Consider the following 18,285-nt stretch of genomic DNA (forward strand, 5'->3'; position numbering starts at 1 on the left):
GTTGCGCAATGCGGGTTAGCGACCTCGGATCGGGTCGGCTCATAGTTGCCGGCGCGTTCTCGGATCTTGCGATCCACCATCACCCGGCGGTTCAAGTCACGGTCGGTGGACGGGGTGCCGTAACGGTGAGCCATGCCGACGACGCGCATGCCGTGTGCCGGCTGGTTGTGATCGGCAGCGGGGCACGCCACGCCGTGCGGTCGGATTCGGGATCCGGGGCGTTGACGCTGTATTTCGGGCTGCAAACGCCGCAGGGTGTTGCGCTGAACGCGCTGAGTCGTAGCCGCGGCCACCGAGGTGTTTGGATCGTCGACGACGGACAGCGACTGGCCGAGGCGACAATTGCGGCGCTGGACGCAAATGGCGCGCACGCCGCCGCGGATTTCCTCGTCGACCAGCTTTGCGGAATGGACGACCGAAGCTCCGGCCGGCCGAGATCCGTTCACCCTCAGCTACGTCAAGCAATTGACGTCGTGTCGAGCCAAGTACCGAACCACATCGACGTGGCGTCGGTCGCGGGCGCGGTAGCGCTGTCACCCGATTACCTCGGCCGGCTGTGCAAGCAGCAGACCGGCGTCTCGTTCTCGGCCGCCATCCGGTGGGAGCGCCTGGTGACCGCCGTGCGCTACCTCCTTGACGGTCGCTCCGTCACCGACGCCGCCCACCTGGCCGGATTCGCCGACGGGTCACACGCCAACAGGGTGTGCTGGGAGATGACCGGGGCCGCCCCACGTGACTTCGCGCAAGCAGTGCGAGAAACCCGGATCTGACGGATCCATCCAAGCGTTCCCCGGGGGTTCACCGCAGGCTTGAGGCATGCCGGCGATGTCACGCTCCGAACGTGCCTTCTGCTGCGGCGCGCTCTGGCGTCGCAGCAGCGCAGCGATCGCGCGTGAGCTGGGGGGTCAACGACTGGGCGGCGACGTTCTGGAAATTGGCGCCGGCAGCGGATCTGTTGCCCAGCAGCTTTTGTCGAGGAATCCCAAACTCGCTCTGACGACGATAGATATCGACTCACACATGACGCGGGCCATCGCCGCGCGGCTGCACGCATTCCCCAAAGCGACGGTGAAAACGGCCGACGCCACCGCCATGCCGTTCCGCGACGCTTCTTTTGACTCCGTCGTCAGCTGCCTGATGCTGCATCACATCGTCGACTGGGAACGCGCGGTCGCCGAGGTTGCCCGCGTCTTGCGGCCGGGGGGAATCTTCGTCGGCTACGACCTGGTCCGCACACCGCTGGCGAGGGTGTTTCACCGTTTGGACGGCTCACCGCATCGGCTGATCGTGCTTGGCGACTTCCAGACCGAGTGCGCGCGACAGGGGCTCGCCGTCAGCGTGCAGTCCCGACTACTCGGCCACGTCATGCGGTTCGTCGCCGCTAAGGGAATGGAGGAATTGCCATGGCAAAACTAGGTATTCGCGTTCGGGCTACCGTGTTCCGTGCCCTCTTCGCGTTGCCCAAGCCGGTCCGCCGGTTATTGGCCGGCCCGCCGGTGCGGATCGACGGACAAGAGCAGGCGCTCCAAGCCCAACTGATGATCAGACTCAAAAACCTCTCCGGCTCAGACGTTTTCACCGATCCCATCGATGAGGCCCGGACCCGATACGACGGCCTCCCACAGCTCGTCGGGTATCAATCGCGGGAACCCATCGCGACGCGGGAGATCATCATCTCCGCCGGGCACGGCCGCATCCCGGCCACTTTGTATATCCCCGCGAAGGCGCCCGAGCCGTCGGGGCTGCTGGTGTATTACCACGGCGGCGGATTCTCGGTCGGCTCCCGGATAAGCCACGACCCGGTTGCCCGTTACCTGGCAAGCCAGGCCGGCGTGCGCGTGCTATCCGTCGAGTACCGGCGCGCGCCAGAGGCCCCCTTCCCCGCCGCCGTCGACGATGCGATCACCGCCTTCGAATACGCATGCCAGCACGCCACCGATCTGGGCGCCCACCGCGACCGCATCGCGGTCGGCGGCGACAGCGCCGGCGGCAATCTCGCCGCGGTGACCGCGCAGCAGGCGGTGCGACGGGGCGGTCCAGTCCCGGCCTTTCAGCTCCTGATGTATCCCCCGACGGACCTGAGCACATGCTGGCCTTCGCGTGACCTGTTCAACCAAAGCTCGACCTTCACCGACCAGAATTTGCGTTGGGCGCTGGCCAACTACGTACCGCCGGGAACCGATCGCAGCGATCCGCGACTGTCACCACTACACGGCGAGGTCCACAACTTGCCGCCCGCTTATATCGCCAGCGCCGGTTTCGATCCGCTCCGGGACGAGGGCGAGGCATACGCGGACAAACTGCGAGCCGCCGGAGTTCCGGTAACACTGAGCCGCCAGGCCGATCTACCCCACGCCTACCTCAACTTTGTGGGCATCGGAGGTCGGTTCGCCGAAGCCGCCGCAGAGGCCGCTGAAGCGCTCAAACTCGGCCTTGCCGTTGCTACCCAGCCCGCAGCGGAGAGCCGGTGAACTTGTCGGGGTTGGCGATATCCCAGATGGCGCAGACCTTTCCGTCGCGCACCGTCATCGCGGTGACGCGCGGCATCATCGCCTGATACCCGTCCTCACCCGACGATCCCGGCGTGTAAGCGCCCAGCTCGCCGTTGACCAGCGCCAGCTGGTTCGCGGTGACGAACGCGGGCCCATAGCGTTGCGCGAGACCCAACACGAAACGCGCCACCTTGTCCGGTCCGTGGATGACCCGCGCAGCGGTCGGTGCCCTGCGGTTGGAGTCGCCGGTGAACGTCACGTCCGGATGCAGCAGCGCGACGGTGGCGGCCAGGTCGCCGGCAGCGATCGCCGCCATCAGCTTGCCCACCACCTCGTTGTGGGTGGTGTCGGGTTTCGGCGGCGGCGCGTCGGCCACTGCCCGACGGGCCCGCGATGCCAACTGCCGCGCGGCGGCCTCGCTGGTTCCCAGCACGTCGGCGACCTCGGCGAACGGCACCGCGAACCCGTCGTGCAAGACGAACGCCACGCGCTGGTCGGGCCCCAGCCGCTCCAACACCACCATCGCCGCGAACCGGGCGTCCTCGTTGGCCACCACCGCCGCCAGCGGATCGGTGTCGTCGAATCCGGTCACCACCGGCTCCGGCAACCATTCGCCCACATAGCTTTCCCGCCGGCGCGCCGCCGAGCGCAACCGGTCCAGCGCAAGCCGGCTGACCACCGTCGTCAACCAGGCCCGCGGGTCGGCGATTTCGGTGTCGGTGCCCTCCCACCGCAGCCAAGCCTCTTGCACCATGTCCTCGGCGTCGGCGAACGTACCGGTCAGCCGGTAGGCAACGGTCAGCAGATGCGGCCGTAATGCCTCGAATTCTGAGACGTCTGGAGCCGTCGTCATTGCTTCAGCTTAAGTTCGTTCGCCGTCAAGCTACCCACCGACGCCATTTTGGCGTTAATATTATTAACGTGAAAACGACGCGGCCCTATCGGATGACCACGCGAGCGGCCGCCGCGGCCCAAACCGCCGACAACATCCTGATTGCGACCAAAGAACTGGTCGCGGTCAAGGCATTCGCCGATATCACCCTCGCCGACATCGCCGCACGTTCCGGGGTGACGGTGCAGACCATTCTGCGCCGGTTCGGCGACAAGGATTCCGTGTTCGCCGCCGCCGTAGCCCACTTCGCTGCCGACGTCCACGCCAAGCGCGGCGACGCGGTCCCGAACAACCTCGACGACGTCGTCACCAATCTGGTTCGGCATTACGAAGAGTGGGGGCCGTTGATGACCAAGATGCTCGGCGAGCGCACCGCCTCCCCTGCCGTCGACGACGCCGTCGCGGCCGGGAAGCGGTATCACCGCGACTGGTGCCAAGCGGTGTTCCCCGATGCCCTGGCCCAACTCGGCGAGCCGGAGCGATCGCGGCGGCTGGCCCAGCTGGTTGCGATTTGCGATCTACGCACCTGGGAATTGCTGCGCATCGACTCCAGCCTGAGCTGCGAGGAGACCATCGCCGCGGTGCGCGAGATGCTCGAACCGCTCACGACGAAAGAGCCATAATGGCAACCATTTTGGCGTACACCTCGCCCGCGTTGGGACATCTGTACCCGATCTGCGCGTTGCTGGCCGAGCTTCGAGAGCGCGGTCACCACGTCGTATTGCGCACGCTGGCCGCGGGCGTGCTCACCGGCCGCCGAGCCGGGTTCGTCACCGAGGCTATCGACCCACGCATCGAGGACATCGTGATGTCCGACTGGCGGGCTGCCAACCAGCGGGCAGCATTGTCACTGGCCTGCCGCGCGTTCTCGGAGCGCGCGACACATGAAATCGACGACCTCCGCGGTGCGATCGATACCGTTGCGCCGGACGCGTTGATCATCGACACCAACTGCTGGGGCGCCGCTGCCGTCGCCGACGCCGGAGACGTTCCGTGGCTGACGTTCTGGCCCTACACCCCGTTTCTGGGATCCCGCGGTGTGCCGCCATTTGGACCGGGCCTGCGGCCGTGGCCCGGCGTAGCGGGCCGGATACGCGATGCGGCGCTGCGCCCGATCGTGCTCGGTGCGGTGGAAAAGGCGATGTTGGGTCTGCTCAACAAGGTTCGCGCCGACGCGGGCGCCGTCCCGGTCGGTTCCGCCGACGAGTTCGCCCGACGCGCCCCGCTGATCCTGGTCGCCACGGGCGAGCCGTTCGAATATCCGCACCCGGATTGGGGTGGCTCGGTTCAGCTGATCGGTCCCTGCGATTTCGACCCCCCGGCTGATCCGCCGCCACGGCTCGACGGCATCGACTCGCCCGTCGTGCTGGTCTCCAACTCCTCGGAACGCCAAGACGATGCCGCGCTGGCGCTCACGGCCCTCGAAGCACTGGCCGATCAGCCTGTGCACGTCGTCGCCACATTGCCCACCGGCGTCCCGCACGGCATCACGCCACCGCCCAACGCCACCGTCACAGCGTTCGTACCGCACGGCGCCGTGTTGGATCGGGCGGTCTGCGCGGTCACCCACGGCGGGATGGGGACCACGCAGAAGGCGCTGGTGCGCGGTGTGCCGGTGTGCGTCGTGCCGCACGGCCGCGACCAGTTCGAGGTGGCACGACGGGTCGAGGTCTCCCGCAGCGGAACCCGCCTCGCTGCCCGACGGCTCAGCCCGATGCGGTTGAAAGCCAAGGTGTTGCAGGCGATGTCGATGACCGAGGGCGCACGACGGGTGGCGGACGGATTCTCGGCCACCGGCGGCGTCGGCTACGGCGCCGATCTCGTCGAGCGGCGGCTGCTTGGCCAACATGCGCCGGCCTAGGCGTCGCCCGCCGACGCCGAGCGTAACGCCACTGATATTTCAAGCGCCCAGAAGCGCCGTGGCGTTACGCTCGCGGTCAACATGAGCGAGAACCCAGCAACCACAGCGAACCGGCACCTATGGGGACACTTCGCCCGACATGGACCCGGCATCACACCGCCGATCATCACCCGCGGCGAAGGCGTCACGATCTGGGACGACCGCGGCAAAAGCTACCTCGACGGGCTGTCCGGGCTGTTCACCGTGCAGGTCGGACACGGCCGCGCCGAACTCGCCGACGCGGCCGCCGCGCAGGCCCGCACGCTGGCGTACTTTCCGCTGTGGTCGTACGCCACGCCGCCGGCCATCGAGCTGGCCGAACGGCTGGCGCACTACGCGCCCGGCGACCTGAACCGGGTGTTCTTCACCACCGGCGGCGGCGAGGCAGTGGAAACCGCGTGGAAACTGGCCAAGCAGTACTTCAAGCTCACCGGCAAACCCGGGAAGTACAAAGCGATTTCGCGTGCCGTCGCCTACCACGGCACCCCGCAGGGCGCGCTGGCCATCACCGGGGTACCGGAGTTCAAGACGCCGTTCGAGCCGCTGGTCCCAGGCGCGGTGAAGGTGCCCAACACGAACTTCTACCGCGCACCTGAACCGTTCGACGCCGACGCCAAGGCGTTCGGGCAATGGGCCGCCGACCGCATCGCCGAGGCGATCGAGTTCGAGGGCCCCGACACCGTCGCCGCGGTGTTCCTCGAACCGGTACAAAACGCCGGCGGCAGCATCCCGCCTCCGCCCGGCTATTTCGAGCGGGTCCGGGAGATCTGCGACGACTACGACGTGCTGCTGGTCTCCGACGAAGTGATCTGCGCCTTCGGCCGTATCGGATCGATGTTCGCCTGTGACGATTTCGGCTACGTGCCCGATCTGATCACCTGCGCCAAGGGGATGACGTCGGGATACTCGCCAATCGGCGCGATGATCGCCAGCGACCGGCTGTTCGAGCAGTTCGACGACGCAACGACGATGTTCCCGCACGGCTACACCTTCGGCGGGCATCCAGTGTCGGCGGCTGTCGCGCTGGCCAACCTCGATATCTTCGAGCGCGAGGGCCTGACCGATCGCGTCAAACACCACACCGCCTGCCTGCGCACCACCTTGGAGCGGCTCTACGACCTGCCGATCGTCGGCGATATCCGGGGCGAGGGCTACTTCTACTCGATCGAGTTGGTCAAGGACCAGGCAACCAAACAGACCTTCAGCGCCGAGGAGCGCCAGCAGTTGCTGCCCAAGCTGTCCGCGGCGATCTACGACGCCGGGCTGTACTGCCGCACCGACAACCGCGGCGACCCGGCAATCCAACTGGCGCCGCCACTGATCAGCGGACCAGCCGAATTCGACACCATCGAGTCGATTCTGCGCGACGTGCTCACGGAGATCCGTCACCCAGCGTGAAGCTGTTGCGACATTTGCCCCGGAATTTTCGCAATAGCTTCACGCTCGGCACCCGAGAGCCAGCCGCCGCCTTTTAACTTCTGCAACATCAGTCACAGCGCGGCTCCGCCGAATTGCGTGACCGATCGCCTACCCTGCACACACGATGGTCTTCCTACGTTCCGCATCATGCCTGGCAGCAGCGGTTTTCTTGGCGGCGGTGCCGAGCCTGCCCGCCGCGGTCGCCGAGCCCGACGCCGCACCGGACGCGTGCCGCTACAAGGTGTCCACGCCGCCGGCGGTGGACTCGTCGGAAGTGCCTCAGGCCGGCGATCCGCCGCTTCCGCTGCCGGTGCCCCCCTCGCCGGTCGGCGGCAACGCGCTGGCCGGCTGCGGTGTGATCGTCGCGCCGGACACGCCACCGGTGCCCGACGACATCTCCGCCGAGGCGTGGGTGGTGGCCGACCTGGACAGCGGGGCCATCATCGCCGCCCGCGACCCGCACGGGCGACACCGGCCTGCCAGCGTCATCAAGGTGCTGGTCGCGATGGCATCCCTCAACGAACTCAACCTGAACAAGACTGTCGACGGCACGCCGGAGGACGCCGCCGCCGAGGGCACCAAAGTCGGCGTCGCGCCCGGCGGGACCTATACCGTCAACCAGCTTTTGCACGGGCTGCTCATGCACTCCGGCAACGACGCCGCCCACGCGCTGGCCATGCAACTGGGGGGCATGCAGGTGGCACTGGAAAAGATCAACACGCTCGCGGCCAAGCTCGGCGGGCGCGACACCCGGGTCGCAACGCCGTCCGGATTGGACGGGCCCGGCATGAGCACTTCCGCCTACGACATCGGACTGTTCTACCGATATGCCTGGGAGAACCCGACATTCGCCGGCATCGTCGCCACGCGGACCTTCGACTTCCCCGGCCACGGCGACGCTCCGGGTTATGAGCTGGAGAACGACAACCAGTTGCTCGAACACTATCCGGGTGCGCTGGGCGGCAAGACCGGCTACACCGACGACGCCGGTCAGACATTCGTGGGTGCGGCCAACCGGGACGGCCGCCGGCTGATGGCCGTACTGCTGCACGGCACCCGTCAGCCGATTGCGCCGTGGCAACAGGCCGCACATCTGCTGGATTACGGATTCGCCACGTCCCCCGGCACGCGGGTGGGAACGCTGATCGAGCCGGACCCGGCGCTGGTGGCCGCCAAACCCGTCGCCGACGCCGACGGCGACGGCCTCGCAGCCCGGGCTGCCGCCGCCATCGTGCCGCCCGCCGATGCCCTGCCGGTGCGCGTCGGCGTGGCAGTGATCGGCAGCATCATCGTGTTCGGTTTGATCATGGTCGCTCGCTCGTTGAACCGCAGACCGCAGCGCGAGTTCTGATCGGCCGTCGCATACCACATGGCGTGACGCCAGGCCGGTGCCGTGCCCCGACACTCCACCGCCGCCCGCGCCGCCTAACGTGGGAGGGCGTATGCCAATGCCACGCGCACGAGTCAGCAAACGGATGAGAATGGGCCGCGTCAATCAGGCGCAGCTGTCGCGACGAGCGCTGCTGGTCGGGGTCACCGCGGCAAGTGTCGGCTTGATTTGCGGTTATGACCTGTCCAATATCGCTGGCGCGCTGCTCTACATCACCGACGGGTTTCACCTCAGCACCCACCAGCAGGAGCTGGTCACCACCGCGGTGGTGATCGGTCAGATCATCGGGGCCATTGGCGGCGGGCCGCTGGCCAATGCGGCAGGACGGAAGAAGTCGCTTACCCTGGCCACCGCCGCCTACGCCGTATTGGCTGTGTTGGGAGCGATGGCGCCCTCGATGCCGCTGCTGCTGGTCGCGCGACTGCTCCTGGGGTTGACCATCGGGCTGTCCATGGTGGTGGCGCCGGTATTCGTGGCCGAATCCACGCCGGCCGCGGTCCGCGGGTCCATGCTGGTCGCCTACCAGGTGGCCACCGTTGTCGGCATCATCCTCGGTTACGTGGCTGCCTACCTGCTGTCCGGCTCACAGAGCTGGCGACTGATGCTGGGGCTGGCCGCGCTGCCCGCCGTGCTGGCGATGCTGCTGTTGCATCGATTGCCCGACACCGCGCGCTGGTACATGCTCAAGGGCCGCATCGCTGATGCACGACGGGCGCTGCAGCGGGTCGAGCCGGACCGCGACGTCGAGCAAGAGCTCGCCGAGATCGGCCGCGCGCTGCGCGAAGAGCGCGAAGAAACCGGCGGCGTCATCGCCGAGATGGTGCGCCGCCCGTATCTGCGAGCCACCGTCTTTCTGGTCGGCCTCGGATTTTTCATCCAGATCACCGGCGTCAACGCCATCATCTGTTACGGGCCGCGCCTTTTCGAGGCTATGGGCTTCCGGGGCAGCTTCGCGTTGCTGCTGTTGCCGGCACTGGTCCAAGTCGCCGCGCTGGCCGCGGTGGTGGTCTCGCTGCTTCTTGTCGACCGGCTAGGCCGCCGACCGATCCTGTTGGTCGGCATCGCCACGATGATCGTCGCCGACTTGCTGCTGATCGTGGTGTTCACCGTGGGTTCGGATTCCTACGATGCGCTCACCGTGTTCGGGTTCATCGGGGTGCTGATCTTCATGATCGGCTTCACCTTCGGCTTCGGCGCGCTGGTGTCGGTGTATGCCGGCGAGAGCATGCCGTCGCGGCTGCGGTCGCTGGGGTCCAGCGCAATGCTCACCGCGGATTTGGTGGCCAATGCCATCGTCGCCGGTGCGTTTCTGTCCATGCTGAGTTCATTGGGCGGCGCAGGCACCTTCGCGGTGTTCGGCGCTTTCGCGCTAGCCAGCTTCGTCTTCGTCTATCGGTTTGCCCCCGAGACCAAAGGCCGGCAACTGGAGGACATCCGGCACTTCTGGGAGAACGGCGGCCGCTGGCCCGAGGAGTTACCAATCACCGCGCCACATACGCCGTCATGGCTCTAATCACCGCCGGCACAATCGTTGTCGAGCAGCAGGTCTGGCGACCCGGATGGCTGAAAACATCGGGCGACCGAATTTTGGGCTGCGGCCCCGGGGCCTCACCCCGGCCGGCCGATGTCGACCTGCCGAGCGCGATCGTGGTGCCGGGGTTCGTCGACATGCATGTGCATGGCGGCGGCGGCGCGAGCTACATCGACGCCGACAGCGCAGATATCCTGCGGGCAGCGACTTTTCACCGTCGGCACGGCACCACCACTACATTGGCGAGCCTGGTCACCGGCTCCCCCGCCGATCTGCGCAACGCGGTGCGCGCCCTGGCCGAAGCGACCAGGGCCGGCGCCGTGGCCGGCATCCATTTGGAGGGGCCGTGGCTGAGCCCGGGGTGGTGCGGCGCCCACGATCCTCAGCAGATGCGCGACCCGGAGCCCGCCGAGATCGACGCGCTGCTGGCCGCCGGCGACGGCACGGTCCGGATGGTCACGATCGCACCGGAACGGCGCGGCAGCGACGATGCGATTGCCCGCTTCGTCGACGCGGGAGTCGTTGTGGCAGTGGGGCATACCGATGCGACCTACGCGCGGACGCAGCACGCCATTGCGCTCGGCGCGACGGTCGGCACCCACCTGTTCAATGCGATGCCGCCGCTGCACCACCGCGAACCCGGGCCATCGCTGGCACTGCTGCGGGATCCGCGGGTGACAGTCGAGCTGATCGCAGACGGGGTACACGTCCACCCCGCTGTGCTGTCTGCGGTGATCGCGGCGGCCGGACCCGAAAGGGTGGCGCTGGTCACCGACGCGATTTCGGCGGCCGGCGTCGGTGATGGCCCGTTCCGGCTGGGTCGGCGCGACGTCGACGTCGTTTCGGGCGTCGCCCGGGTACGGGGAACGTCGGCCATCGCCGGCAGCACCGCGACCATGGCTCAGTTGTTTCGCGCCGTGGCTGCCGATGTGGGTCTGTCAGCAGCGGTGCAGATGACGTCGGCCACCCCGGCGCGCACTCTCGGGTTGCACGACGTCGGCGCCCTGTCCGCCGGCCGCAAAGCCGACCTTGTTGTGCTGGACGACGATCTGGCGGTGACCGCCGTGATGGCCAACGGCGAGTGGCTCGAAGCCACGGCGTAGCGCCAACTCACCGATTGGCTGTCACACCCGGACGCCGCGCCACGTCTTAATCGTGAACCCATTCGATCTGGAGGACACGATGAATGCACTGCTGTGGACCCTGCAAGTGTTGCTTGCCGCCATCTTTGCCGTTTCCGGGCTGGCGAAAATCAGCTGGCCAAAAGACCGGCTCATCGCCACCGGCCAAACCGGTGTGGCGCCGTTTCCCCTGCCAGTAGTCCGCGTGACCGCGTTTTGCGAATTGCTCGGCGCCGTCGGAATCCTGATGCCCACGATCACCGGTGTCGCGCCGTACCTGACTCCGCTGGCCGCCATCGGTTTCGTGGTCGTCATGCTGGGCGCGATGGGCTCGCATACCTACCTTCGTGAGCCGCGCAGCGTCGCAGTCAACATCCTGATTCTGATCGCCGCGGTCACCGTGGCCGTCGGCCGAGCGCAGGGAATGTGAGCATGCATGCGTTCCGCGCTGCCGTCGAGGCCGGCGACATCGACACCATCGGCACACTGTTCACCGACGACGTCATCCTGCATAGCCCGGTCGCACACCGGCCCTATACCGGCCGGGACACCGTGGCTGCGATCGTCTCCGCGGTAGCGACCGTATTACAGGAATTTCGCTTCGTACGAGAAATCGATACGGGCGGCGCCGATCACGCGTTGGTGTTCAACGCAACCGTGGACGGTTTGCAAATCCAGGGCTGCGACTTCCTGCACAGTGGCGACGACGGCTTGATCGACGAATTGACCGTGATGGTCCGGCCGCTCAAGGCCGCCACCGTCTTCGCCCAGCAGATGAGCGCTGAGCTCGGAAGAGCCGGGCTGCCTTAGCCTTTGCTATCCTCGTCCCGGTCAGCAACTGACAACCCGACGAGGTGCACCGTACCGGGCCAGACAAGACGGTGTTGCGGAGGTGCGCGGTGGCCTGGCTGGTGTTGGTGGTATCCGGAGTGCTGGAAGCGGTGTGGGCGACGGCCCTGAACAGATCCGACGGCTTTTCCCGGTTGGGCGCATCGCTGGTTTTCGTTGTCGCGCTGACGTTGTCGATGGCGGGGTTGGCGTTCGCGATGCGCAGCCTGCCGACCGGAACCAGCTATGCGGTCTGGGTGGGCATCGGAGCGGTCCTCACCGTCGCGTACGCCATGCTGACTGGAGACGAGGCAGCGTCACTGATCAAGGTGATGCTCATGGCCGGTGTCGTCGGTTGCATCGTCGGCCTCAAACTGGTGAGTTAACGCCGACGCAGCAGCCGCGAAAGGCCCAGTGCGCCAACGGCTCCGGCGGCCGCCGCCACCAGCGCCTGCCGAGCGCTCAGACCGTCGTCGGGTTGCACCCGGGTGGTGATCATCGCGGGCTCGGGCGGTTCTACCGGCGCCGCGAGCAGGTTCTCCGGTGAGGTCGCCGCCCATGCGGTGGCGAACAACAGCAGCCGGGCGGTGATGTAGACGAAGACCATCAACCCCAGTACCGGGCCGAACGTCGCGCCGGCGGGAGTCTGCAGCACCGACCGCAGATAGATCGACCCGACCAACTTGAACACCTCGAACCCAATCGCGGCCAGCAACCCGGCTCGCACCGAGCTGGCGAAGCTGATCGACTCCCGGGGCAGCCGGGCGATCATCCAGGTGAACACCAGCCACGACACCACCACCGACATCAACACCGACACGCCGCGGAAGACCACGTCCAGCCCCGGAACGTCGTGAATGCCCAGCCAGCCAAGCACTTTGGCCATCGGCGCGGCACTGGCCAGTGCGCTCAGCGCCAGGGTCGCCAGCATTGCGGCGAACGTGGACACCATCGCCACCAGATCCGACAGCTTGGTTCGCACAAATCCGGGTCGCTCGCCGCGCTGCATCCACATCGCGCTGAGCGCTTCGCGGAGATGGGCCATCCAGCTCAAGCCAGCCCACGCCGCGGTCGCCAAGCCGATCAGGCCGACTGAGGCGCGCGAGTCGATCGCGGTATTCATCAGGTCGACGACCTGCTGACCCAAGTTACCGGGCACACTGGCCCGCACCTTGCGGTCGATCTCGGCCAGTAGCGCGGGCCGACGAGACAACACGAACCCGCCAACGGCGAATCCCACCATCAGCAAGGGAAACAGCGCAAAGATCGTGTAGTAGGTGAGACCGGCCGCGAAATAGTTGCCCTTGGCGTCGTTGAAACGCTCGTTGGCTTGCATCACGCGGTCGAGCCACCCGTACCGCGCACGCAGTCGATCCAGAAGTCCTGGTTGGGCCGGTTCGCTCATGACCTCCGCATCGCCGCGGACTAGAAACGTCGTGGAAGAAACCCTAGCCGGTCATAGACGCGATCGACCGTTTTTGCCGCCACATCCTGCGCGCGTGCCGCCCCGGTGGCCAGCACGGATTCCAATTCCGCCGGATCTGCCAGCAACTCGTCGACCCGGGACTTGATCGGCGTCACGAATTCGACGACGGCTTCGGCGGTGTCCTTCTTCAGGTCGCCGTAGCCCCGTCCGGCGTACTGCGCAACCAAGCTGTCGAGGTCGACGCCGCTGACCGCGGACTGGATGCCCAGCAGATTCGACACCCCCGGTTTGGCCTCCGGGTCATAGCGGATGTCGCGTTCGCTGTCAGTCACCGCCGAGCGAATCTTCTTGGCCGACAACCCCGGATCGTCGAGCAGGTTGATCAGCCCGGCGTCGGTGGCCGCCGATTTGCTCATCTTGGCCGACGGGTCCTGCAAATCGTAGATCTTGGCGGTGACCTTGGGGATGAGCATGTCGGGAACGACGAAAGTGTCCGGGAACCGGCTGTTGAAGCGCTGCGCGACGTCGCGGGCCAACTCGAGGTGCTGGCGCTGGTCCTCCCCGACCGGCACCAGTTCGGCGTCGTAGGCCAGCACGTCGGCCGCCTGCAGTACCGGATAGGTGAACAACCCCACCGTCGTCGACTCGGCGCCCTGGCGCGTCGACTTGTCCTTGAACTGCGTCATCCGAGAGGCCTGACCGAAACCGGTGAAACACCCCAGCACCCAAGCCAGCTGAGTGTGCGCGGGCACGTGACTTTGCACGAAGATCGTGCTGCGGGCCGGGTCGACGCCCAGCGCCAGATATTGCGCCGCGGTGACCAGCGTGCGCCGCCGCAACACGTCGGGCTCCTGCGGGATGGTGATGGCGTGCAAGTCGACGACGCAGAAGAACGTGTCATGGTCGTCCTGCAACTCGGCCCAATGCGTCACCGCGCCCAAGGCGTTGCCGAGGTGAAGCGAGTCCGAGGTGGGCTGCACACCGGAGAAGACCCGGCGCGATGCGGTAGCGGTGTTCATGATGGCTCGATCTTTTCACGCTGGCCACGGCCGGCACGCCACGGTCACTGGTCGAGCTCGTGATCCCAGGTGCTCGGCATCATCGGCGCCGTCGACCCGTCGCCGTAGGAGCCGCCGACCACCGTGGTCAGCCCGGTCGGCTGCGCACCGGCCGCCTTGCGTTCGGTCCCGGCGAATCCGATAGGCCCCGCGCCCTGATCCGAAGGCACCACCGGCGGCTCTGGCTCCAGGTCCATGTATTCGTACCCGCGGCCCAGTTGCGTGACTTCCGCCCGTCGGTGCCGCCCACCCGGCGTCTGTTCGGCCATCGCCGCCGCGGCCGCCGCCGGCTGGGCAGCCTCGGCCTGCCGCGACTTCTTCCGGCGGGCGCTGGTGCTGGCCGCCCGCCGCGCATCGGCGGTCAGTCCACCGAGCATGTAGGCCAACCCGTCCATCGTCAGACCCACCGGGGGTGCTGACGGCGCCGGCGGCGGCGGCGGGGGTGCCGGCGGCGCAGGGGCACTCGCCGGCGCGGCGGCCGGCGACGGCGCGGGTGCCGGAGCGGGGACGGGCGGCGGGGTCGGCGCCAGCGCGAACGCCAAGGGCGGGGTGGCCGGGATGACGGGCATGACCGGGATGCCGTGCAGGTGCAGACCCACGCCCACCGCGCCGCCCAGCAGTACCGGGGCGGCTACCAGCGGAACCAGCGGGAGCGTCATCAGCGGCAGAAACAGCGGCAGCAGCACCAGCGTCGACTCCAGCAGAGTCTTGAGCAGCGCGATGGTGTCGGTGATGATCGTGCCGATCGCTTCGATGGTGGTGAACAAGATTGTGAAGGCGATCGTCGCGGGGTTACCCGTCGCGAAGGCCGCGGCAAGATCTGCCCCGATGAATCCGAAGGTTTGCGACAGCAGCGCAACGTAGGTTCCGATGTCCATCGGGTAGCCGAGCGCGAACGCGATGTTGGCCGGGTTGAGGTAGGTAAGCGGGTTACCCAGCACTGGCAGCCAGGGATCGAACCCGGCGAACATGTCCTGGAAGAACGGATCGCTCATCAGACCGTCGATGAGCGGTTGGAACACGCGGTTGTAGAAATCGGTAAACCCGCTGTTGTTCAGCCAATCGAGCACGTCGTCCTGCCGGTCGGGGGGCAACGGTGACGGCTGATCGGAAGTGGCCGCCGAGGCGTCGGCTTTCATGATCTGCGGCGCGGGCGTGGTTTGCGGTGATGCCGCCACCGCGGCGGTAGCGACCGTTTGATAGGTGCCCATCACGGTGGCGGCCTGGATCCACATCCGCACATAGTCGGCCTCGTTCAGCGCGATCGGAATCGCGTTGATGCCGAAGAAATTCGTCGCCACCAAGGCTGCGTGGGCGGCGTGGTTGGCGGCCAGCTCGGCCAGAGTCGGCATGGCCGCCAGCGCACTGATGTAGGCCGTGGCCGCGGTTTCATGCCGGCCGGCTCTGACGGCGCTGTCGGTGGCGGCCTGCATCAGCCACGCCAGATACGGCGCATGTGCGGCCACGTAGCCCTCGGCCGTCGGGCCGTCCCACGTCCCGGCCTGCACCGCGCCCAACAACGCGGTGAGTTCGTCAGCCGCCTCGAGGTATTCGGTGCTCAGCGAATTCCACGCTCCCGCGGCCGCCAGCAGTGAGCCGGGGCCGGGGCCGCTGGATAGCAGCGTCGAATGCACTTCCGGCGGTGCGGCCATCCAGATCGGCGCGGTCACCGCCGGTCACCGGGAATCGCAGGGGATTTATCGAAATGGGCAGCCGCGACGGCCGGCCCTGACATGCATGGCATGGCGATTCGTCAGCTCTCTCGGGGTACACCGCCCCGGGTAGCAGGATGCGACGACGCGAGTGTCCTGGCTCTCGGATCGTTGCTCGCCTCGCCTTCCAGCTCGCAGCCGTGGCGGATGAGGGTCGCTCCCCGATGACAGTGGCGGGACCGCGCCGGACTCACACCGGCTTCCTGCAACGTCGTCGCCTTACCGGCGGAATTATGGCACGCCAATCCCGCCATTCGCGAATCAGTCGCAAGACGCCGGTATTGCGCAATTCCATCAGCCCAATTGCAGTACCGGCGGTATCGCCATAGTGTCGGCGTATGCGCGCGCCGATTCATGTGGGTACCGGAGAACCAGTCCTGCTGCTGCATCCGTTTCTGATCTCGCAGCTGGTGTGGGAGACCGTCGCTCAGCAATTGGCCGACACCGGCCGTTATGAAGTGTTCGCCCCCACGATGGCCGGTCACAACGGCGGGCCGTATTCAGGTACGTGGTTTCTGAGCTCGGAGGTCCTGGCCGATCACGTGGAGCGGCAACTCGACGAGCTGGGCTGGAACACCGCCCACATCGTCGGCAACTCGCTGGGCGGCTGGGTGGCGTTCGAACTGGAAAGCCGCGGCCGGGCGCGCACGGTCACCGGCATCGCCCCAGCGGGCGGATGGACGCGGTGGAGCCCAAGCAAATTCGAGGTGATCGCCAAGTTCGTGATGGGCATGCCGGTGTGGGCCCTGGCCCGCTTGCTCGGCCCGCGCGCGTTGCAGCTGCCGTTCAGCCGCCGGCTGGCCACCCTGCCGATCAGCGGATCGCCGGAGGGCGTCAGCGAAAGCGAGCTGCGCGCGATCATCGACGACGTCGCCCACTGCCCCGCCTACTTCCAGCTGCTGATCAAAGCGCTGCTGATGCCCGGCTTGGCGGACTTGGCCAACACCGCGGTGCCCGCCCATCTGGTGATCTGCGAAAAGGACCGGGTCTTTCCGGGACCGAGATCCCACCGCTACTTCAGGGGCCAACTTCCCAAGGGCACGCAGGTGACTGAGCTCGACGGGGTCGGTCACATCCCGATGTTCGAGGCGCCGGGGCGTATCACCGAAGTCATCACCGACTTCCTCGACCAGTCCAGCCCGCCGATCCGCGAGATCAGGTCGAGCTAGCCTCGGGCGATTAGCTCAGCGCCTTGTCCAGGTTCTCGGCGATCGTGTTGAGGAACTCCTCGCTGGTCTGCCAGTCCTGATCCTCGCCAATGAGCAGAGCGAGGTCCTTGGTCATCTGTCCACCCTCGACGGTGGTGACGACGACTTCTTCCAGCTTCTGGGCAAACTCACTGACGTCCGGGGTGTCGTCCAGTTTGCCGCGGTGCTGCAGCCCCCGGGTCCACGCGAAAATCGAAGCGATCGGGTTGGTGGAGGTGGGCTTGCCCTCCTGGTACTGGCGGAAATGCCGCGTGACGGTGCCGTGCGCGGCTTCGGCCTCGACGGTCTTGCCGTCGGCGGTCATCAGCACCGACGTCATCAACCCAAGTGAGCCGTAGCCCTGCGCGACCGCGTCGGATTGCACGTCGCCGTCGTAGTTCTTGCAGGCCCACACATAGCCGCCCTCCCACTTCAGGCAGGCCGCCACCATGTCGTCGATCAACCGGTGCTCGTAGGTCAGTCCGGCTTCTTCGAACTTGTCCTTGAATTCCTCGTCGTAGATGCGCTGGAACTCGTCTTTGAACATGCCGTCATAAGACTTGAGGATGGTGTTCTTGGTCGACAGGTACACCGGGTAATTCTCTTGCAGGCCATAGGCAAACGAGGTGCGGGCGAAGTCCTGGATCGATTCCTTGAAGTTGAACATCCCCATCACGACACCGCCGTCGTCGGGGATGCTCACCATTTCGTGCACGATCGGCTCGCTGTCGTCGTTGGGCGTGAACGTCAACGTGACGGTGCCGGGCCGGTCCACTTTGAAGTTCGTCGCACGATATTGGTCGCCAAAAGCGTGCCGGCCGATGATAATCGGCTTCTTCCATCCCGGAACCAGCCTCGGGATGTTCGAAATCATGATCGGCTCGCGAAATATCGTGCCGCCCAGAATGTTCCGGATCGTTCCGTTCGGCGACGAATACATGGACTTGAGGTCGAACTCCTTGACCCGGGCCTCGTCCGGAGTAATGGTGGCGCACTTGACGCCGACCCCGTGCTTCTTGATCGCATACGCGGAGTCGATCGTCACCTGGTCGTCGGTGGCGTCGCGGTGCTCGATGCCCAGGTCGTAGTAGTCCAGGTCGATGTCGAGATGCGGAAAGATCAGCAAGTCTTTGATCCACTGCCAGATGACGCGTGTCATCTCGTCGCCGTCGAGCTCTACTACCGTGCCTTTGACTTTGATCTTTCCGCCGTCAGACATCTGAGTCCGATCCTCCTACCCGACGATTAACGCCGCCTTTGTGGGCAACCCGGTGAGCCTGCGGGTGAGAGCACTCTCGACCCAACACTACAAGGGGTGCCCCGGACCGG

Annotated in this window: 18 protein-coding genes and 2 riboswitches; of the genes, 13 read left to right on the forward strand and 5 right to left on the reverse strand. The window is 66.6% G+C overall.

The window, feature by feature from the left end; genetic code table 11:
* Positions 1 to 8: 8 nt before the first annotated feature.
* The 3 genes from A5707_RS13650 to A5707_RS13660 are packed head-to-tail and all read left to right on the forward strand — an operon-like array spanning position 9 to position 2,471.
* Positions 9 to 770: a helix-turn-helix transcriptional regulator gene (locus tag A5707_RS13650; RefSeq protein WP_065014997.1), complete on the forward strand. Its 762-nt coding sequence runs from the start codon at positions 9 to 11 to the stop codon at positions 768 to 770.
* 46 nt (positions 771 to 816) lie between these two features.
* Positions 817 to 1,416, forward strand: coding sequence for a class I SAM-dependent methyltransferase (locus tag A5707_RS13655; RefSeq protein WP_065014998.1), 600 nt, complete (start codon positions 817 to 819; stop codon positions 1,414 to 1,416).
* On the forward strand, positions 1,404 to 2,471 hold the full coding sequence (locus A5707_RS13660; protein WP_065014999.1) for an alpha/beta hydrolase: 1,068 nt from the start codon (positions 1,404 to 1,406) through the stop codon (positions 2,469 to 2,471). The genes A5707_RS13655 and A5707_RS13660 overlap by 13 nt, the downstream gene beginning before the upstream one ends.
* On the opposite strand, the gene A5707_RS13665 is transcribed toward A5707_RS13660, so the two are convergent.
* Positions 2,443 to 3,345 carry a sigma-70 family RNA polymerase sigma factor gene (locus A5707_RS13665; RefSeq protein WP_065015000.1) on the reverse strand — a complete coding sequence of 301 codons (903 nt, stop codon included), beginning with the start codon at positions 3,343 to 3,345 and terminating at the stop codon, positions 2,443 to 2,445. The genes A5707_RS13660 and A5707_RS13665 overlap by 29 nt on opposite strands.
* 68 nt (positions 3,346 to 3,413) lie before the next feature.
* On the opposite strand from A5707_RS13665, the gene A5707_RS13670 reads away from it, so the two are divergent.
* The 9 genes from A5707_RS13670 (at position 3,414) to A5707_RS13710 (ending at position 11,959) form a co-directional block, all read left to right on the forward strand.
* Positions 3,414 to 4,007, forward strand: a complete 594-nt coding sequence (locus A5707_RS13670) for a TetR/AcrR family transcriptional regulator (protein WP_197495329.1) — start codon at positions 3,414 to 3,416, stop codon at positions 4,005 to 4,007.
* Positions 4,007 to 5,245, forward strand: a complete 1,239-nt coding sequence (locus tag A5707_RS13675; protein ID WP_065015002.1) for a glycosyltransferase — start codon at positions 4,007 to 4,009, stop codon at positions 5,243 to 5,245. Before A5707_RS13670 ends, A5707_RS13675 begins: the two co-directional genes overlap by 1 nt.
* Positions 5,246 to 5,326: 81 nt before the next feature.
* On the forward strand, positions 5,327 to 6,682 hold the full coding sequence (locus tag A5707_RS13680) for an aspartate aminotransferase family protein (protein ID WP_065015003.1): 1,356 nt from the start codon (positions 5,327 to 5,329) through the stop codon (positions 6,680 to 6,682).
* A gap of 145 nt (positions 6,683 to 6,827) precedes the next feature.
* Positions 6,828 to 8,054 carry a D-alanyl-D-alanine carboxypeptidase family protein gene (locus A5707_RS13685; protein ID WP_065015004.1) on the forward strand — a complete coding sequence of 409 codons (1,227 nt, stop codon included), beginning with the start codon at positions 6,828 to 6,830 and terminating at the stop codon, positions 8,052 to 8,054.
* Between the two features lie 97 nt (positions 8,055 to 8,151).
* A complete protein-coding gene (locus tag A5707_RS13690; RefSeq protein ID WP_156657903.1) occupies positions 8,152 to 9,606 on the forward strand; it encodes a sugar porter family MFS transporter in 1,455 nt (484 codons plus the stop codon).
* Complete coding sequence (gene nagA / locus A5707_RS13695) at positions 9,597 to 10,727, forward strand: N-acetylglucosamine-6-phosphate deacetylase (RefSeq protein ID WP_065015006.1); 1,131 nt, start codon at positions 9,597 to 9,599, stop codon at positions 10,725 to 10,727. Before A5707_RS13690 ends, nagA begins: the two co-directional genes overlap by 10 nt.
* A gap of 52 nt (positions 10,728 to 10,779) precedes the next feature.
* Positions 10,780 to 11,175 (forward strand): DoxX family protein, encoded by a 396-nt coding sequence (locus A5707_RS13700; RefSeq protein WP_232000720.1) that lies wholly within the window; start codon positions 10,780 to 10,782, stop codon positions 11,173 to 11,175.
* Positions 11,176 to 11,177: 2 nt separating this feature from the next.
* A complete protein-coding gene (locus A5707_RS13705; protein ID WP_065015007.1) occupies positions 11,178 to 11,555 on the forward strand; it encodes a nuclear transport factor 2 family protein in 378 nt (125 codons plus the stop codon).
* A gap of 15 nt (positions 11,556 to 11,570) precedes the next feature.
* Positions 11,571 to 11,633, forward strand: a riboswitch (guanidine-III (ykkC-III) riboswitch).
* Positions 11,634 to 11,644: 11 nt separating this feature from the next.
* Positions 11,645 to 11,959, forward strand: a complete 315-nt coding sequence (locus A5707_RS13710) for a DMT family transporter (protein WP_065015064.1) — start codon at positions 11,645 to 11,647, stop codon at positions 11,957 to 11,959.
* Here the strand turns inward: A5707_RS13710 and yhjD are convergent.
* From yhjD to A5707_RS13725, 3 genes are read right to left on the reverse strand one after another with little or no spacing between them, the layout of a single operon-like run.
* Positions 11,956 to 12,978 carry an inner membrane protein YhjD gene (yhjD, locus tag A5707_RS13715; protein WP_065015008.1) on the reverse strand — a complete coding sequence of 341 codons (1,023 nt, stop codon included), beginning with the start codon at positions 12,976 to 12,978 and terminating at the stop codon, positions 11,956 to 11,958. The two genes, A5707_RS13710 and yhjD, sit on opposite strands and share 4 nt — an antisense overlap.
* 20 nt (positions 12,979 to 12,998) lie before the next feature.
* Complete coding sequence (gene trpS / locus A5707_RS13720) at positions 12,999 to 14,018, reverse strand: tryptophan--tRNA ligase (protein ID WP_065015009.1); 1,020 nt, start codon at positions 14,016 to 14,018, stop codon at positions 12,999 to 13,001.
* 44 nt (positions 14,019 to 14,062) lie between these two features.
* Positions 14,063 to 15,727 (reverse strand): PPE family protein, encoded by a 1,665-nt coding sequence (locus A5707_RS13725; protein WP_065015010.1) that lies wholly within the window; start codon positions 15,725 to 15,727, stop codon positions 14,063 to 14,065.
* Between the two features lie 110 nt (positions 15,728 to 15,837).
* Positions 15,838 to 16,028: riboswitch (cobalamin riboswitch) on the reverse strand.
* A gap of 79 nt (positions 16,029 to 16,107) precedes the next feature.
* On the opposite strand from A5707_RS13725, the gene A5707_RS13730 reads away from it, so the two are divergent.
* Positions 16,108 to 16,938, forward strand: coding sequence for an alpha/beta fold hydrolase (locus A5707_RS13730; RefSeq protein WP_065015011.1), 831 nt, complete (start codon positions 16,108 to 16,110; stop codon positions 16,936 to 16,938).
* 10 nt (positions 16,939 to 16,948) lie between these two features.
* Here the strand turns inward: A5707_RS13730 and A5707_RS13735 are convergent, their stop codons facing one another.
* Positions 16,949 to 18,175 (reverse strand): NADP-dependent isocitrate dehydrogenase, encoded by a 1,227-nt coding sequence (locus tag A5707_RS13735; RefSeq protein WP_065015012.1) that lies wholly within the window; start codon positions 18,173 to 18,175, stop codon positions 16,949 to 16,951.
* Positions 18,176 to 18,285: the final 110 nt, after the last annotated feature.

The sequence above is a fragment of the Mycobacterium kyorinense genome (genome assembly GCF_001672775.1).
In the GTDB taxonomy this organism is placed as follows: Bacteria; Actinomycetota; Actinomycetes; order Mycobacteriales; family Mycobacteriaceae; genus Mycobacterium; species Mycobacterium kyorinense_A.

Excerpts from the sequence above, each read along its gene's own strand:
- A5707_RS13735 (WP_065015012.1), bottom strand. The coding sequence starts at position 18,175 with ATGTCTGACGGCGGAAAGATCAAAGTCAAAGGCACGGTAGTAGAGCTC.
- trpS (WP_065015009.1), bottom strand. The coding sequence starts at position 14,018 with ATGAACACCGCTACCGCATCGCGCCGGGTCTTCTCCGGTGTGCAGCCC.
- yhjD (WP_065015008.1), bottom strand. The coding sequence starts at position 12,978 with ATGAGCGAACCGGCCCAACCAGGACTTCTGGATCGACTGCGTGCGCGG.
- A5707_RS13660 (WP_065014999.1), top strand. The coding sequence starts at position 1,404 with ATGGCAAAACTAGGTATTCGCGTTCGGGCTACCGTGTTCCGTGCCCTC.
- A5707_RS13650 (WP_065014997.1), top strand. The coding sequence starts at position 9 with ATGCGGGTTAGCGACCTCGGATCGGGTCGGCTCATAGTTGCCGGCGCG.
- A5707_RS13730 (WP_065015011.1), top strand. The coding sequence starts at position 16,108 with ATGCGCGCGCCGATTCATGTGGGTACCGGAGAACCAGTCCTGCTGCTG.
- A5707_RS13690 (WP_156657903.1), top strand. The coding sequence starts at position 8,152 with ATGCCACGCGCACGAGTCAGCAAACGGATGAGAATGGGCCGCGTCAAT.
- A5707_RS13675 (WP_065015002.1), top strand. The coding sequence starts at position 4,007 with ATGGCAACCATTTTGGCGTACACCTCGCCCGCGTTGGGACATCTGTAC.
- nagA (WP_065015006.1), top strand. The coding sequence starts at position 9,597 with ATGGCTCTAATCACCGCCGGCACAATCGTTGTCGAGCAGCAGGTCTGG.
- A5707_RS13685 (WP_065015004.1), top strand. The coding sequence starts at position 6,828 with ATGGTCTTCCTACGTTCCGCATCATGCCTGGCAGCAGCGGTTTTCTTG.
- A5707_RS13680 (WP_065015003.1), top strand. The coding sequence starts at position 5,327 with ATGAGCGAGAACCCAGCAACCACAGCGAACCGGCACCTATGGGGACAC.
- A5707_RS13705 (WP_065015007.1), top strand. The coding sequence starts at position 11,178 with ATGCATGCGTTCCGCGCTGCCGTCGAGGCCGGCGACATCGACACCATC.
- A5707_RS13655 (WP_065014998.1), top strand. The coding sequence starts at position 817 with ATGCCGGCGATGTCACGCTCCGAACGTGCCTTCTGCTGCGGCGCGCTC.
- A5707_RS13665 (WP_065015000.1), bottom strand. The coding sequence starts at position 3,345 with ATGACGACGGCTCCAGACGTCTCAGAATTCGAGGCATTACGGCCGCAT.